At 64.4% G+C, this 15,546-nt stretch carries 16 protein-coding genes and 1 pseudogene; 6 read left to right on the forward strand and 11 right to left on the reverse strand.

Annotated elements, in window-relative coordinates; genetic code table 11:
• Nucleotides 1-118: 118 nt before the first annotated feature.
• From JN302_RS38775 to JN302_RS38815, 9 genes and pseudogenes are all read right to left on the reverse strand, one after another.
• Complete coding sequence (locus JN302_RS38775) at nucleotides 119-1,066, reverse strand: type II secretion system F family protein (RefSeq protein WP_446720781.1); 948 nt, start codon at nucleotides 1,064-1,066, stop codon at nucleotides 119-121.
• Between the two features lie 220 nt (nucleotides 1,067-1,286).
• Nucleotides 1,287-2,300 (reverse strand): type II secretion system F family protein, encoded by a 1,014-nt coding sequence (locus JN302_RS38780; protein ID WP_202309495.1) that lies wholly within the window; start codon nucleotides 2,298-2,300, stop codon nucleotides 1,287-1,289.
• A gap of 14 nt (nucleotides 2,301-2,314) precedes the next feature.
• Nucleotides 2,315-3,798: pseudogene (locus JN302_RS38785) on the reverse strand (CpaF family protein).
• A gap of 6 nt (nucleotides 3,799-3,804) precedes the next feature.
• On the reverse strand, nucleotides 3,805-5,088 hold the full coding sequence (locus JN302_RS38790; RefSeq protein ID WP_202331170.1) for an AAA family ATPase: 1,284 nt from the start codon (nucleotides 5,086-5,088) through the stop codon (nucleotides 3,805-3,807).
• Between the two features lie 15 nt (nucleotides 5,089-5,103).
• A complete protein-coding gene (locus JN302_RS38795; protein ID WP_202331171.1) occupies nucleotides 5,104-5,829 on the reverse strand; it encodes a CpaD family pilus assembly protein in 726 nt (241 codons plus the stop codon).
• 12 nt (nucleotides 5,830-5,841) lie between these two features.
• Nucleotides 5,842-7,428, reverse strand: coding sequence for a type II and III secretion system protein family protein (locus tag JN302_RS38800; protein WP_202309499.1), 1,587 nt, complete (start codon nucleotides 7,426-7,428; stop codon nucleotides 5,842-5,844).
• Nucleotides 7,425-8,234: a Flp pilus assembly protein CpaB gene (gene cpaB / locus JN302_RS38805; protein ID WP_202331172.1), complete on the reverse strand. Its 810-nt coding sequence runs from the start codon at nucleotides 8,232-8,234 to the stop codon at nucleotides 7,425-7,427. Before cpaB ends, JN302_RS38800 begins: the two co-directional genes overlap by 4 nt.
• Nucleotides 8,235-8,393: 159 nt before the next feature.
• Nucleotides 8,394-8,915 (reverse strand): A24 family peptidase, encoded by a 522-nt coding sequence (locus tag JN302_RS38810; RefSeq protein ID WP_202315337.1) that lies wholly within the window; start codon nucleotides 8,913-8,915, stop codon nucleotides 8,394-8,396.
• A 163-nt stretch (nucleotides 8,916-9,078) separates the two neighbouring features.
• A complete protein-coding gene (locus JN302_RS38815) occupies nucleotides 9,079-9,252 on the reverse strand; it encodes a Flp family type IVb pilin (protein WP_202309501.1) in 174 nt (57 codons plus the stop codon).
• Nucleotides 9,253-9,571: 319 nt separating this feature from the next.
• On the opposite strand from JN302_RS38815, the gene JN302_RS38820 reads away from it, so the two are divergent.
• The 5 genes from JN302_RS38820 to JN302_RS38840 all read left to right on the forward strand — a co-directional run bounded on the left by JN302_RS38820 (nucleotide 9,572) and on the right by JN302_RS38840 (nucleotide 13,217).
• The gene (locus tag JN302_RS38820; RefSeq protein ID WP_202309502.1) at nucleotides 9,572-9,994 is read left to right on the forward strand and encodes a pilus assembly protein N-terminal domain-containing protein; all 423 of its coding nucleotides are present in this window, start codon (nucleotides 9,572-9,574) and stop codon (nucleotides 9,992-9,994) included.
• A 139-nt stretch (nucleotides 9,995-10,133) separates the two neighbouring features.
• A complete protein-coding gene (locus JN302_RS38825) occupies nucleotides 10,134-10,694 on the forward strand; it encodes a TadE/TadG family type IV pilus assembly protein (RefSeq protein ID WP_202309503.1) in 561 nt (186 codons plus the stop codon).
• Nucleotides 10,695-10,700: 6 nt separating this feature from the next.
• Nucleotides 10,701-11,345, forward strand: a complete 645-nt coding sequence (locus JN302_RS38830) for a TadE/TadG family type IV pilus assembly protein (RefSeq protein WP_244846140.1) — start codon at nucleotides 10,701-10,703, stop codon at nucleotides 11,343-11,345.
• A gap of 154 nt (nucleotides 11,346-11,499) precedes the next feature.
• Nucleotides 11,500-12,393, forward strand: a complete 894-nt coding sequence (gene mutM / locus JN302_RS38835) for a bifunctional DNA-formamidopyrimidine glycosylase/DNA-(apurinic or apyrimidinic site) lyase (protein ID WP_202331173.1) — start codon at nucleotides 11,500-11,502, stop codon at nucleotides 12,391-12,393.
• 50 nt (nucleotides 12,394-12,443) lie between these two features.
• Complete coding sequence (locus JN302_RS38840) at nucleotides 12,444-13,217, forward strand: enoyl-CoA hydratase (RefSeq protein ID WP_202331174.1); 774 nt, start codon at nucleotides 12,444-12,446, stop codon at nucleotides 13,215-13,217.
• A 476-nt stretch (nucleotides 13,218-13,693) separates the two neighbouring features.
• On the opposite strand, the gene JN302_RS38845 is transcribed toward JN302_RS38840, so the two are convergent.
• Nucleotides 13,694-14,098, reverse strand: a complete 405-nt coding sequence (locus JN302_RS38845) for a hypothetical protein (RefSeq protein WP_446720705.1) — start codon at nucleotides 14,096-14,098, stop codon at nucleotides 13,694-13,696.
• Complete coding sequence (locus tag JN302_RS38850) at nucleotides 14,082-14,333, reverse strand: type II toxin-antitoxin system prevent-host-death family antitoxin (protein ID WP_202309506.1); 252 nt, start codon at nucleotides 14,331-14,333, stop codon at nucleotides 14,082-14,084. Before JN302_RS38850 ends, JN302_RS38845 begins: the two co-directional genes overlap by 17 nt.
• A gap of 214 nt (nucleotides 14,334-14,547) precedes the next feature.
• Here JN302_RS38850 and rpsT point away from each other — a divergent pair, with 214 nt between their 5' ends.
• Nucleotides 14,548-14,814: a 30S ribosomal protein S20 gene (rpsT, locus tag JN302_RS38855; protein WP_202309507.1), complete on the forward strand. Its 267-nt coding sequence runs from the start codon at nucleotides 14,548-14,550 to the stop codon at nucleotides 14,812-14,814.
• Nucleotides 14,815-15,546 lie beyond the last annotated feature (732 nt).

The raw sequence follows: 15,546 nt of genomic DNA on the forward strand, positions 1-15,546 counted from the left end.
GCCCGAGGACAGGCTCCGCGCGGTCGGATGAGGGTATGCTACGCACTGGGCCCTATCGCTTACAAAATCGCACAACGTGTCTTCAGAAAAGCGATGCCGATTTTCGGTGAACCGCCCGCTAGAAAATTCCGCGCTCGCTGACGGTGATGCCGGCCGGGCCCAGGATCACGGCGAACAGCACCGGCAGGAAGAACAGGATCATCGGCACGGTCAGCTTGGGCGGTAGGGCAGCCGCCTTCTTCTCGGCGGCGTTCATGCGCATCTCGCGGCTTTCATTGGCCAGCACCCGCAGGGCCTGCGCTACCGGCGTGCCGTAGCGTTCGGCCTGGATCAGCGCCTGGGCCACCGACTTCACCGTTTCCAGCCCGGTGCGCGAGCCGAGATTGTCGTAAGCCTGCTTGCGTTCCGGAAGGAAGGAAAGCTCCGCATTGGTCAGCACGAGTTCCTCGGCGAGTTCGACCGACTGCGAACCGATCTCCTCAGCCACGCGGCGGAAGGCCGCCTCCACCGACATGCCCGATTCCACGCAGATCAGCGTCAGGTCGAGCGCGTCGGGCCATGCCTTCTGGATCGACGCCTTGCGCTTGGTCGCGCGGTTGGACACGTAGAGCACCGGCAGATAGAAGCCGGCATAGGCGGCCAGGATGCAGACGAACAGCTTCATGAAGAGCGGGCGCTCAGCCAGGCCGTCGAGCAGGAACACGTAGAACGCCGCCAGAGCGAGCCCGACGAAAGGCAGCACAAGACGGAAGAACAGGAAGCGCGTCAGCGGATTCTGTCCGCGAAAGCCGGCCACGCGAAGCGAATTCAGCGTCTTCTCGTCGGCCAGCGCGCGGCGCAGATCGAGCCGCTCCACGACGTTGCGCATGCCGATCGACTGCTCTTCGCGCAACCCCTTGCGCCGCCGGTCCGCCTCCGCCGCGAGCCGCATCCGCTGGCGGGCCCGCAGTTCCTCCCGCTCGAGGGCAACAGCCTTCATGCGGGACTTCAGCGAGTTGCCGCCGAGCGTCTGGAGCAATGTCAACAAGGTCGCGAAGACGGCGATCGCAACCAGCATCGCAATCATGAAGGAAGGATCGGTGACGGTCTCGACGATGGTTTCGGTCACGGCTCCAGCCTCCGCCCCTTGCCTGGCACTGGATGTTCGCACATCCAGCGGGCGCGGATGCTGCGCATCCACGCGACCTCGATCGCCGGCGCGGCCCATCCGGCCCGCCCGGCTTTCGCGCCAACGGGCGCGGGGCCCGGTCGCGCGCGCCAACGGTCGATGAGATCGACCATTGGTATCATATCTCGAAATTCATCATGCTGCGCATGACGAAGATACCGATCGCCATCCAGACGCCGGAGACGATGAGGATCATGTGTCCCGTGCTCGTGACGAACAGCGGCATGATGTAGGCCGGGCTGGAAAGATAGACGAGAAAAGCGACGAGGAAGGGCAGCGCGCCGATGATCACGGCCGAGGCCTTGGCTTCCATGGACAAGGCCTGGATCTTGGCCTTCATCTTCTTGCGGTCGCGCAGCACCTTGGACAGGTTGCCGAGCGCCTCGGAGAGATTGCCGCCTGCCTGCTGCTGGATCTGGATGACGATCCCGAAAAAGCCCGCTTCGGGGCACGGCATCGTCTCGCCCATGCGCAGGGCCGCCTCGGGCGTCGAAAGCCCCATCTGCTGCGCTTCCACGATGCGCCGGAATTCGGTGCGCACAGGCTCCGGGGAGTCGCTGGCGATGAGCCGGATGCCGTCGTTGAGCGGCAGGCCCGACTTCACGGCACGCACCATGATATCAAGCGCATTGGGAAACTCCTCGAGGAAGGCCTTGACCCGGCGCGCCCGCAGGAACGAGACGAACCAGCGCGGCAGGCCGACCGCGCCGACCACGAGCGCGCCGAGGGCGACGAGCAGCGGCGCGCCGGCGAGATAGGCCACAGTTCCCAGAACCACGCCGACGACCGCCGAAAAGAGATAGAAGCGCTCGATGGAGAGCGACAGGTCGGCCTGCCTGATCTGCACCTTGAGCGGCGCCTTCTTGCTGTTCCGGTCGCGGACCTTCTGCTTCTCCTCGAGTTCCTTCAGCGAATCCTGGACCGACTTGCGCCGCTTGGCGGCCTCGGCCGCGCGGTCGCGTGAGGCTTTCACGCCGGCATGGTCGGTGTCGGCGCGCCGCACCGTGTCGAGGCGCTTCTCGACGTTGCGTTCGTTGGCGATCCTCTTGAAGAGCAGCGCATAGGCAATCGCGCCCGCGCTCACGGCGGCCAGGACCACGAATACCAATATGTCCCTGTCGATGCCGAACATCGCTCCCGCCCTCGTCAGCCGGCCTGCTTTTCCATGGCTTCGAGCGCGTTGGCCAGCCGCTGCTCCTCGCCATAATAGCGGGCCCGGTCCCAGAAGCTCGGGCGTCCGATGCCCGTGGAGATGTGATGGCCGAGCAGACGGCCGTTCTGATCCTCGCCCTTGATGTCGTAGAGGATGAGGTCCTGCGTGATGATGACGTCGCCCTCCATGCCGACAACCTCGGTGACGTGGGTGATGCGGCGTGAGCCGTCGCGCAAACGCGCTGCCTGGATGATGACGTCGACCGAGCCGACGATGATCTCGCGCACGGTCTTTTGCGGCAGCGCGTACCCGCCCATGGCGATCATGGACTCCATGCGGTTCAGGCATTCGCGCGGCGAGTTCGAGTGGATCGTGCCCATCGAGCCGTCATGGCCGGTGTTCATGGCCTGCAGCAGGTCGAACACTTCGGGGCCGCGCACCTCGCCCACGATGATCCTTTCGGGTCGCATGCGCAGGCAGTTCTTGACGAGATCGCGCATGGTCACCTCACCCTCGCCCTCTAGGTTGGGCGGACGCGTCTCCAGCCGGACGACGTGCGGCTGCTGGAGCTGCAGTTCGGCGGAGTCCTCGCAGGTGATCACGCGCTCGTCGCGATCGACATAGTTGGTCAGGCAGTTGAGCAGCGTGGTCTTGCCCGAGCCGGTGCCGCCGGAGATGACGACATTGCAGCGGACGCGCCCGATGATCTTCAGCACCTCGGCGCCTTCCGGCGAGATCGCGCCGAAGCGCACGAGTTGGTCAAGCGTCAGCTTGTCCTTCTTGAACTTGCGGATGGTGAGCGCGGCGCCGTCGATGGCGAGCGGCGGTGCGATCACGTTGACGCGGGACCCGTCGGGAAGGCGCGCGTCGCAGATCGGCGAGGACTCGTCGACGCGGCGGCCAACCTGGCTGACGATGCGCTGGCAGATGTTGAGCAGTTGCTGGTTGTCGCGGAAGCGGATGCCGGTCTGCTCGACCTTGCCGTTGACCTCGATGAAGACCTGCCGGGCGCCGTTCACCATGATGTCGGCGATGTCGTCGCGGGCCAGGAGCGGCTCCAGCGGCCCGTAGCCGAGCACGTCGTTGCAGATGTCGTCGAGCAGTTCCTCCTGCTCGGAGATCGACATCGCGAAGTTCTTGATCGCGATGATGTCGTTGACGATATCGCGGATTTCCTCGCGCGCGCTCTCCGGATCGAGGTTGGCGAGCTGCGACAGGTCGATCGTGTCGATAAGAGCCGAGAAGACCTGGGACTTGGTATCGTAATAGGTTTCGCTGCGCTCGCGCTGCTGGCTGCGCGGCGGCGCCGGGGGCGTGGGTGCCGGCGCCTCGGCGGCGCGGCGCGCGGTGCGGCGGCGAGCGCGGACCCGGCCGGCGTGACCACAGGCGGGCGGCTCGCCGCCGCGGGGGACGGTGCCGGCGGACGGAATTCCGGCACCACCCGGCTTCCGTCTTCACTGCCTCGCTTGCCGAACATGGCGCTCTATTTCTTTCCGCGCTTCAGCTTGCCGAGCAGGCTCGACAGGCCCGGCTTCGTCCGCGTCTTGACCTCGCTGCGGCCGGTCAGCATGTGGGCGATCTCGCTGATCTTCAGGACGATCGGGTTCTGCTTTTCCATCTCGCCCAGCATGCGGCCATTGTTCGCCGCGTTGCCGAACAGCTGGGCGTCGAAGGGGATGACGGCCATCGGCGCGATGCCGAGCGGCTCGGCGAAGTCGGCGGCCGAGATCTCGGGGCGCTTCGGAACGCCGGCCTGATTGATGATGAGCCTCGGCGCCGGATCGTTGGGCCTGAGCTTCTTCAGCATGTCGACCAGGTTCTTGGTGTTGCGCAGATTGGCGAGCTCCGGCGTCGCAGTGATGACCACATCGTCGGCCTGGGTCAGGATGCTCTTGGCCCAGCCGCTCCAGAGATGAGGAACGTCGAGCACCAGCAGCGGGGCGGTGCGCTGGGCGACGTCGATGATCTGGGTGAAGGCGTCGGGGTCGAAATCATAGACGCGGTCGAGGGTGGACGGCGCCGCCAGCAGCGAAAGGCGTTCCGCGCACTGCGCCAGGAGCCGGTCGAGATAGACCTCGTCGATGCGTTCCGGGGCGAAAACCGCCTCGGCGATGCCCTGTGCGGGATCCTGGTCGAAATTGATATTGGCCGTGCCGAAGGCCAGGTCGAGATCGGCGACCACGACCTCCGAACTGAAAAGCGTCGACATCGCCCAGGCGACGTTGTGGGCGATGGTCGAGGAGCCCACCCCGCCCTTGGCGCCGACGAAGGCGATGGAGCGCCCGATCGGCTCGGCCTCGGGGTCGGTGAAGATCGCGGCGACCACGCTGACGATGTCGGCCATGGAGACAGGCGCCACGACATATTCCGAAATGCCGGAACGGATCAGCTCCCGATACAGCCAGACATCGTTGTAATGGCCCACGACCACGACCTTGGTGCCGGGATCGCAGTGCTCGGCGAGCTGGCGCAGCTGATCCATCAGATGCTTTGGTTCGCTGCGCGATTCCAGCAGGATGAGGTTCGGCGTCGGCGCGCTCTTGTAATAGTCGATGGCCGTGGCGATGCCGCCCATATGGACCTTGAGATGTGTCTTGGCCATGCGCCGGTCCTCGCCCGCCCGCTCGATCGGGCTGGCGATGCTTTCGGTCTCGCAGAATGCCTGGATGGATATGCGCGGCACCGGCCGCAGGGCGTGCATGGCGACGACATCCTGCTGCGATGCCAGGTCGTCGCCATGTCCGGGATCGTAAGCCAAATTGGTCATCTGCCTGTCTCGATCTCAGTAGCTTACTTCCGACGTGTCGATGAATTCGCCCGAGATCGCGCGGGCCTGATACTGGTCGATCGCGTCGGAGCGGTTGTCCGCGTCGACCGGGCTGGGTTTGCGCGGTCCCAGAAGGTCCTCGGGGTTGGCAATCTGGGCGGCCAGATTGTTCTGCGACGAGCAGCCGAAATCGGCATAGTGCTTGTTTTCCACCGTGTTCAGGAGATCCTCGGGCCAGCGGCCGCATTTGCCGGTCTGGGCTCTCATGGCGGAAAAGGAGAGCCGCACCGGCGGCGACAGTTCGGGAGATCCGGCCTGGTAGGATATGACGGCGATGCGCCCCTCTGGCACGCCGTTGGACCGGAGCACGCGCACGAAATCCGACGAGGCTTCGGAGGCAGCGACGTGGTTGGCCGAGCCCGACGGCACCATCACCCGGACGACGGGCGCCGCACTTCGGTCATAGCCGTAGAGGAAGCCCTCGATGGCGACCTTCTGCCCGCGCGTCATGCCGCGGTCGCTCGCACCCACCGGCAGGTCGAGATTCTGCTCCTTCTCGGCGATCAGGATCGGGTGGTTGGTCCGGTAGTCGTCGGGAACCGAACCGACGGTGACGCTGTCGCGCCTGGCGCAGCCTGAAGCCAGCACCAGAGCCGCCGCGCAGAGCGGGAGGGAGAGCCGCAGGACTTGCCGTGCCGCCGATGCGGTCATGGTCGCGTGCACTGCCGTCGTTTCAGCCATGGCCGTTTCCGATCATTTGTAGATGTAGCCTACGACGCCGTAATACCGGCCGTTCGGCCTGCTGGTCTGCATGGTTCCGTAGACGCGATTGACCCGCCCCAGGAACATGCCTGCGCCGTCGCTGGGAGGATTGAAGTTGTCGTCGGGCTTGGCCAGTTCGTTGCGGGCCACCGGACGGGCCAGATAGGGCGTGATGATGACCACCAGCTCGGTCTCGTTGCGCACGAAGTTGCGGCTGCGAAAGAGAGTGCCGAGGACCGGGATCTTCGACAGGCCGGGCAGTCCGTTGACAGCCTGGCGGATGTCGTCGCGCACGAGGCCGGCGATCATCATGGAGCCGCCGGACGGCAGTTCCACCGTCGTGTCGGCGAGGCGCTTGCGGATGGAAAGAGCCGTGGCGCCGGGAACGTTGAAACGACCGCCCTGGGAGGCCGCCGGTATGGAGAACGACCCTTCCGTCGTGGGCTCGGAAACCGAAGTGCGTACCTTGAGGCTGATCCGTCCCGGCGACAGAACCACCGGCAGGAACTCGAGACCGATACCGTATTCGAGCTTCTCGACCGTGTAGACGACCTGATCCGACTGGCCCTTGCTCGTATCGCCCTGCTGAACGGACTGGTCGGTCAGAAGATTGAACTCACCGCCGACCTTGAACGTCGCCTTCTCGCCGGACACGGCGGTCAATGTCGGTTCAGCCAGCGTCTTCATGACGCCGGCCTGCTCCATGGCATTCACATAGGCCTTGAGCGACGAGGTCCCGATGGCGAGCTGCGACGAGGAAAGCGCGCTGCCGAGCCCCATCGGATTGTCGCTTATCGCACCCCAGGTGATGCCGTTCTGGTTGCCACCGGTTCCGAACATGTTCACGCCGAGCTGCTTCATCACGTTGCGGCTGACCTCCGCCACCGTGACCTTCAGCGTGACCTGATCCTCGCCGACGATCTGCAGCAGATTGACGATCTGGCTCGTGCGACGCTCGTGGTCGGGATTGTTGATGTCGACGCCGCCATTGACGGAGCCGCCAGCCGCGGTCTGCGAATACTGGCCGGTCGTCGCCTCGCCGCCGCTGACGAACACCTCGGCGAGCCTCGCGGCGCGCTGCGCGTCGAGCGGCGTGTCGACCGTCCCCGTCAGAACGACGTTGTCGTTGATGAGCTCGACGTCGATGTCCGAATTCGGGATGAAGCGCTTCAGATAGTCCTCGAGGCCGGCGACGTCGCGTTCGATGGCGAGGTCGAGGCTGGCGACCTGTTCGCCATTGGCGCCGAAGACGAAGATATTGGTCTGGCCGACCGACTTGCCGAACAGATAGATGCGGCGCGCCGTCCGGGTCACGGCGTCGGCAACGGCGGGATTGGCGACGAGGATGTCATAGGCGTCGGCCGGCAGGTCGACCACGATCGACTTGTTCAGGCCCAGCTTCACACGCTGGCTGCGCGATGTGGACGTCTCGATGTTCACCGCGCCCTGTCCCGCCGCTTCGGCGAAGCCGACGGTCGATGCGCCGGCCGCAAGGGCGACAGCGGCCATGGCGGCAAGCATCTCCAGCCGCGGGATCCGCGCGGTCTTGCCCGTGGGTGTCGTCCCGCTCGTCTTCATTTCCTGGCACCCACTTCCGAAACCTCGCCCGACCTGATCAGCCGCACCGTGCCGCGCCGCCCGCTGCCAGAGACGAGATAGTCGGCCTCCCCGGTCGGCTTTTCCTGGCTGTCGGCCACCGAACGCAGCGAAAGCGTCAGCCGGTCGGCCATCTGCTGGGCGACGGTGATGATCTCGGCCTGTCGCGGGGTAAGCTCCAGCGTCGCCGTCTGGCCGACCTTCACCTTCTTGCCTTCTTCGTCTTCCTGGATGGTCTGGTCGATGGCCAGAACCCTGATGTTCTTGAGGATCGTCTCGGTTACGAAAGCATCCCCGCCGCCCGCGGCAGCGCGGCGCGTCATGATGACGTCGACGTAGTCGTTCGGCAGGATGAAGCCGCCGGCGGAGGTATCGGCCGAGATCTGGGTGGCGATGGCGCGCCGGCCCGACGGCAGGATCGACGACATGAAGCTCTTGCCGTCGCCGACCAGCTTGCTGCGCCGCAGCGGCTCTCCGGCGAACATGGCCACGCGCGCCAGCGAGCCCTTCAGTGCCTCGAGCGCTTCGGACTCGGCCGCCTTGGTGATGAAATTCTCGTTGACGCCGTCTGCGGGCCACGATTGCCAGGCCAGCGCGCCGTCGACCAGGCCGCCCATGGGCACGTCGGCGGAGAGGACCAGGACATCGATAAGTTCGATCGCGGGCTCAGCGGGCAAGGCGGCGGCGACGACCGCCTGCGGCGTGACTGCCATGTTCTTGGCGACATAGCCGGCACCGCCAGCCGCGGCCACCGCCACGCCCAGAATGATCAGCCTCGACGCCGCCATCGCACCATACCCCTGCCCGGTTAACCCTAGCCGGTACGGACATTGCGGCGGCAATCGTCAAATTATGGTTAATGGATTCCTTACGGACGAGATTAATTCAGGCATTGACCAGAATAGCGCCCGACGGGCGACCGCCGGTCCGCGAAGGTTCGGCAGCCGTCAGTGCCCGGCGAGACGGCCCAGCGCCCACGCCATCGGCGGCGACGACGGATAGGTGAGCAATCCGCCGATACCCAGCGCGATGCCATAGGGCACCCCGAGCCTTTCGTCGGCGAGATTGCGCAGGAAAAGGTTGTCCGACACATGAAAGACGAGCGGCGATTTGCGCAGCGCGAGGATGGCGATCGTGAGAAGCCCTCCCAGAAATGTGGCCGCAACCAGATAAGAAAGGAGTTCCAGGCTCATGCCGAACCAGAGCGACGTCGCCGCGAGCAGCTTGGCGTCGCCGCCGCCCATGCCGCCGACGGCAAAAAGCGCGAAGGTCGCCGCGAGCACGATCCCGCCGGCTGCGAAATGCCAGCCGAAGGTCTGCCAGTCCATCCCGGTCATCGGGCCGATGACCGCAAAGGCGACGACCAGCAGCGCCGGGACCCGGTTGGCGATCGTCATCGACAGCATGTCGGAAATCGCGGCGAAGACCATGCAGAACGGGAATATGACCAATATGGATGCTTCGAGCATGGTGACCAGACGGTGCCTTGGTTCGAGCGGCAGTTTATGACCGGGCGCATCAACCGGCATTGTCGCTTTCGGTCGAGCAGTCCGATCTTGATTTTCCGATGCATGAAGGGCCGCCCAAAGGACGGCCCTGCATGATCTCTCGACAAGAATCTCCCTAAGGAGATCAGTTGGCGTTCTCGAGCCTTTCGGCGATGTTCGTGAACTTGGCATCGATCGCGCCGCCCAACTGGGACGCTCCGACCATGATGGCGAGAGCGATGAGTGCGGCGATGAGGCCGTATTCGATAGCGGTTGCGCCGGACTCGTCCTTTGCAAAGCGCGCAAAAAGCTTAGACATGCGAGAGCTCCTGACTCCACGTGTTACAGCACTACCGTCGAAAACTCTGATGGATCGATCGGATGGTTCGCAATCTATCGGGAAGCTCTTTCGATGCGCTTAATAAACAGCCTTACCGAAAGCTTTCGTATTTGCTTCATAAGCTGTGGTTAATCGCATTTGAACAGGCACACGGCCGGCTTGACCTGAAATCGCAAGACGTGCCGGGGTTCTCGCCGTCGACGAGGCCGGTCCGCGATCCGCTCGCCGCCTCTTTAACCCTCGCTTCACCAATCTCGTTCATCCTTCGCCAAACAGTCCCGTGTCCGGAGATCGAGAAATGGCGCGCCGCGCAGCCCGACGCTCAAGCCTGCTTGCCGTCGTCGCGGCGCTCCTCGCGACGCCCGCCTTTGCCGACACCGGGATTGCGGTCGTCCTGAACCAAGCCAAGATCGTCAAGATTGCCCGGCCGGCCGACACGATCGTTATCGGCAATCCGGCAATCGCCGATGCGGCGGTACAGGATGCCACGACCATCGTCCTGACCGGCAAGGGATTCGGCGTGACCAATATCGTGGTGCTCGACAAGGAGGGCAGCCCGATCGTCGACGAACAGGTCATCGTTTCCCGGCATGACCCGCTGTCCGTGCGCATCTACCGTCGCTCCCATGTGCAGACATTGTCATGCACCCCTTATTGCGAGAGCTCCTACAAGGGCGACGCCGAGAGGACCTCGGAAAACGAGATGAATGGCGGCCAATGACGCTGCCGCTGCGGGCGAAGGGATGGTTACCGGAATCTCAAGGCGTCGCCCGCAGTTTTAGAAACCATCCAAACCGGACTTCAACGGGTATCGGCTAGGGTTCCGCCGGGTTGCACTTCGGCATCGGGCAGGGCCAGGCATGAGCATCGAGCAGTCTCGTGGCGGATACGGGCGGCGCAGCGGAGCGCCGCGCCCTTCTCCCCGGTCGTTCCTGCGCAATCGAAGCGGAAGCACGTCGGTCGAGTTCGTCCTGCTCGCCCTGCCGTTCTGCGCGCTCGTTTTGGCGATTTTCGAGAGCTGCATCTCCTTCGCCGGCCAGGAGGTCCTGGCCAACACGACCGACGACCTCGCCCGCAGGATGCGCACGGGGCAGTTGAAGCCGGCCGATGTCGACACCGACCAGGAACTGCGGAGCCTGATCTGCGACGAACTCGAGGTCATCGTGGCGAAGGGCTGCCCGGGCCTGGTCTTCGATCTGCGCGAGATCCAGACCTTCCAGACGGCCGCGGCGATGACGACGAGCTGGAACGATCCCAAGACCCAGCTCGGCAAGGCGCTCACGAGGAACGTCCTGCGGGTGAAGTATCCATGGCCCGCCATCACCAGCTATGCGCAGTGGCTGGGCAAGGCTCCCGGAGACACGGCCGCCACGACGCATTTCGCGATGGCCGTATGGCAGAACGAACCGTTCGATGACTGAGGTGCCATGATGGGACGAACGATGCCGATCGTGCTCAACCACGGCGTCTCTCGCCTGCGCCGTTCGCTTCGGCGTCTCGGCGCCGACCGGAAAGGGGTCGCGGCGCTGGAATTCGCACTGGTCGTGCCGCTGTTGATGGCCATGTATTTCGTCACCATCGAGGTCAGCCAGGGCATCGAGACGAACAAGAAGCTCGCCCGGGCGGCCAGCACGGTCGCCGACCTCGTTACCCAGCAGCAGGCAATGACGGCCAGCCAGCTCGGCGACATCATGGATGTCGGCAAGGCGATCCTAAAACCCTATGGGCGAAGCGACATCAGATTTGTCGCGACAGCCATCGAAATCACCGACGAGGACGCACCCAAGGCCCAGATTGCCTGGTCGTGGGCAAATGCCGGTGCGACCGCTCCCTGCCAGGCGGCGGCCGTCGGCTCCACGCCCGACCTGCCGCCGAGGCTCAAGGTCAGGGGCACCTTTCTCATTCACGTGAAGGGCTGCCTCGACTACAAGCCCATCCTCACCTGGGCGGCCAGCCGGGAAGCAGGACTTGGCGTGATGGACGTCATACTGAAGAACGGGGTCTTGAAGATGGACGAAGGCTACTATCTGCGGCCGCGCATGAGCCCGACGATCCCCTGCGCAAACTGCTGACCTCTTACGAATTGCCAAGCGGCCGGATCGTACCTATGTCTGGCATCCATCAGGAAAACCCCGTCCGGCTCTTCAAGAATGGCGCGCGTCTTCAATTTGTTTCGCGGTTCCCCGGCGGCAGGCCGTGAGACCGGCACAGCGTCGATCGGCCATCATGCCTGAGCTACCCGAGGTCGAGACCGTCCGGCGCGGATTGCAGCCGGTGCTGGAAGGCTCGCGGATAGAGCGGGTGGAGACCCGGCGACCGGACCTGCGATTTCCCTTTCCCGAGAAGTTCGGCGAGCGCCTGGGCGGCAAGTTCGTCCAATCTCTCGGCAGGCGGGCGAAATATCTGACCGCGCATCTCGAGGGCGGACCGGTGCTGATCTGCCATCTCGGCATGTCGGGATCGTTCCGCGTCGAGGCCGAAGGAGACGCCGCAACGCCCGGCCGCTTCCATCACGAGCGCTCCAAGGATACCGCGCACGACCATGTCGTTTTCCACATGGCCGCGCCGACCGGCGAGCGCTCGCGTGTCGTCTTCAACGATCCGCGCCGGTTCGGCTTCATGCTGCTGGCGGAGGAAAAGACATGGCGCGAGCACCCCATGCTCGCCGGCCTCGGCGTCGAGCCGACCGGAAACACGCTGGACGGCGAACTGATCGGCAGTCTTTTCAAGGGGCGCGCCGCGCCGCTCAAGGCCGCGCTGCTCGACCAGAAGCTCATCGCCGGGCTCGGCAACATCTATGTCTGCGAGGCCCTGTGGCGCGCCGGCCTCTCGCCGCGCCGCTCGGCCGGCTCGATCGCGCCGGGCCCGGGCAAGCGCTCCGTTCGCGCCGACCGCCTCGCCGGGGCGGTGCGCGAAGTGATCGCCGACGCCATCGCCGCCGGCGGCTCGTCGCTGCGCGACTATGTCCAGGCCGACGGCTCGCTCGGCTATTTCCAGCACGCCTTCAGCGTCTACGACCGCGAGGGCGAACCCTGCCGCAGGCCGGGCTGTGAGGGAATCATCACCCGGATTGTGCAGAGCGGCCGCTCGACTTTTTATTGCCCCGCCTGCCAGCGCTGAGCTAAGCCGTCCGTATGTGGCAATCCGAAGCGCCGGAAGGAGGCATTCCCATGACCTACGAGACGATCCTGGTCGAAACGCGGGGCAAGGTCGGGCTGGTGACGCTCAACCGGCCGAAGGCGCTCAACGCGCTGAACACACAGGTGCTGCAGGACGTGATCTCGGCGCTGCAGGCGTTCGATGCCGACCCCGGGATCGGGGCCATCGTGCTCACGGGCTCCGAAAAGGCCTTCGCCGCCGGCGCCGACATCAAGCAGATGCAGCCGAAGAGCTATATCGACGTCTATATTGAGGACTTCTTCGCCGGATGGGAGGCGCTGACCCGCATCCGCAAGCCGGTCATCGCGGCCGTGGCCGGCTATGCGCTCGGCGGCGGCTGCGAACTTGCCATGATGTGCGATTTCATCATCGCCGCCGACAACGCCAAATTCGGCCAGCCCGAGATCACGCTGGGCGTCATGCCAGGCATGGGCGGATCGCAGCGGCTGACGCGTTTCGTCGGCAAGTCGAAGGCGATGGACATGTGCCTGACCGGCCGGATGATGGATGCCGCGGAGGCGGAGCGCTCAGGCCTGGTCTCGCGGGTCGTCCCTGTCGCCGACCTGCTCCAGGAAACGCTCGATGCCGCCGACAGGATCGCCGGCTTCTCGCTGCCGGCTGTGATGATGACCAAGGAAGCGGTAAACCGCTCCTACGAGACGACCCTGGCCGAAGGGCTGCGCTTCGAGCGCCGCGTGTTCCATTCCATGTTCGCCCTGGACGACCAGAAGGAAGGCATGGCCGCCTTCGCCGAAAAGCGGCCGGCGAATTTCACCAATCGTTGAGGCTCCCGGCGGCCTTGCGGGCCGCCGCACGATCCCGGGCAGCGCCGAACCCATCGGCGCCGGCCCCATCCGGATATCTTTCCGGGCGTCGGACCGGAAACCGGTATCCACCCCCGTAGCCCGTTTTCCAGCGCGCCCCTCTTCGACGGCCGCCGCTCCCGAACAACAGTCCCGCGCAGCCTCCGGACGGCATCTTCCCCGACCCATGGTTGGGGGACAGTCGCATCCCGGGCGGCAAGCCTCGCGCAAGATAGAGCAATCAGAAGGGCCGGGCATCTTCCCTCTTGCCTGCGGGACGCCGTGCTCGCCGCAATCGAGGCGACGCCCTCGCGCCGCCTTCCGGACCGGTGTTTCCGCCATCGCCCGGGACAACAGGAGGCCATGGCGAGGGGGATGCGGGGCCGCCGGCTTTCCCTCCCCTCGCACCGTTCCTGGCTCGCTCGACGCGCGGACCTGGAACGGCCGCGGGTTGCCCGCTATTTGCGGATGACGGCGCGGACGCGGCGCTGTGCCGCCGTCTGCTTGATCAGCGTGGCGACCTTGCGCACGAAAGCCGGGCTGAAGGCGCCGATCGGCGTCGTCGTCACGAAATCATGGGCTTCGTCGAGCTCAACCCGATTGTACTCGTCGAGGATAAGCCAAGACGGGAAACGGAGACCGCCACGGCGGCATTCAATTTCGCTGATGGCGATGTGTACGGTGGACTGGTCCGGCTTTTGCGTCGTGATCGCAAACAGGAACAGCCTGGCCGGCTCGGTCGGGGTCTTCACCAGAAGACAAACCGGCCGGTCCTTGCGGCCTGATTCCTCGCCGTGGTCGGCCTGTCTCGCCCAAAGATAGTAGTAGCGCAGGACGTCGCCGGCCTTAAGCATTGTCGTCATCGCTGCCAATGATTGCGTCGAGGCCGGTCATGAGCTCTTCATGAACGTCATCCGGTGCACCCTCCAGTGTGTAGGCCGTGACATGGGGACGGCCAACAAGCTTGCGGTACTCAGCGGCGGACAGGATGACGAGCTTTTCCTTGCCGCGCTTGGTAAGCGCAACGGGCTCCACCAAGGCGGTCTCGAGTATTTCGCCTGATGCCCGATTCATGTCGCTGAAGGTGAATTGCTTCATGTGGCACGCTCCGAGGTTCGACATACCTAAAATACGTAATTTATGCGGTTCCGTCCATTGGCTTCTTGAGTCTGACGGGAACTGCAGCGTTGACGCCCCGCCAAAGCTACACTATAAGCCGCGACAACCGGGACGGCCCGCGGCTGTCCCGAGTGTTTTTTGCGCCCGCGCACCGCGCTGTAGGGCGCCATTCGGTAGATCATAGAGAGGCATCATGGCCAATACCTCCTCGGCCAAAAAGGCTACGCGTAAGATCGCCCGTCGCACGGCGGTCAACAAGAATCGCCGTTCGCGCGTCCGCTCCTTCGTTCGCAAGGTCGAGGAAGCGCTGGCGGCAGGCGACAAGGCTGCCGCCGCAGCCGCCTTCCAGGCGGCCCAGCCCGAACTGATGCGCGCCGCGGGCAAGGGCGTTCTGCACGGCAATACCGCATCCCGCAAGGTGTCGCGCCTGGCTCAGCGCCTCAAGGCCCTGTCCGTCTGATCCACGGCTGACTTCTCCGCACATCGACCCGGTGGTTACGCCGCCGGGTTTTTTGTTTGCCAAGCAATGACTTGGCAAGACGCCCCCGCTTCAACTCTGGGGTGCGGATTGTGCTTTGCCGGCGTGCACCCGGTCCCGCCATTCAAAAAAACGTCACGCAGGCGAAGTCGTCAAAATTGCGCTGTCAGAAATTTCCCAATGAAATCAGATGCTTGCGCATGGTTGTCCACAAATTGTCCATACCGGGGATGACCAGAGAGGGACAACTCCCTGTCAAGCAATTTTTTTCAATTTATTTCTCCGGCAGAGCCGGTATCCGAGGTGGGACGAGAACGTTTTGAATCAGAACACTTTATCGAATTCGCCCCCTGTGGGCTCAGTGAATTCCGGCGGCGACATGAGCAGATTCGTAAAAAATCAGTTAGCCGCGCCCTTGCCCTTTCCACAGCGATTTTTGTAGTGTCTGGGGCATCGAAGGCAGCGAGCATCAGGCTCGACGACCAAGCCAAAATGGCAGACAGCGAGGGGCGCGGCTACGCCGTGGATGGCGAAGCTTTGTCTTCGATGCGAGTGGGGCGATCTGTAGGCGTGGCAGGAGTTTGCTCTGGCATTGTTGCCGGAGAGAGAGGCTTGTTGCCGTAAGGTTCGCCTGTCGCGAAACGATTTCGTAGGCTTTCCGGTCAATGCCAAAGGTGGCGCCGGACTGGATGAGGAAAGGAAGATAGCCGCCTG

It is taken from the genome of Mesorhizobium sp. L-8-3 (genome assembly GCF_016756615.1).
GTDB lineage: Bacteria > Pseudomonadota > Alphaproteobacteria > Rhizobiales > Rhizobiaceae.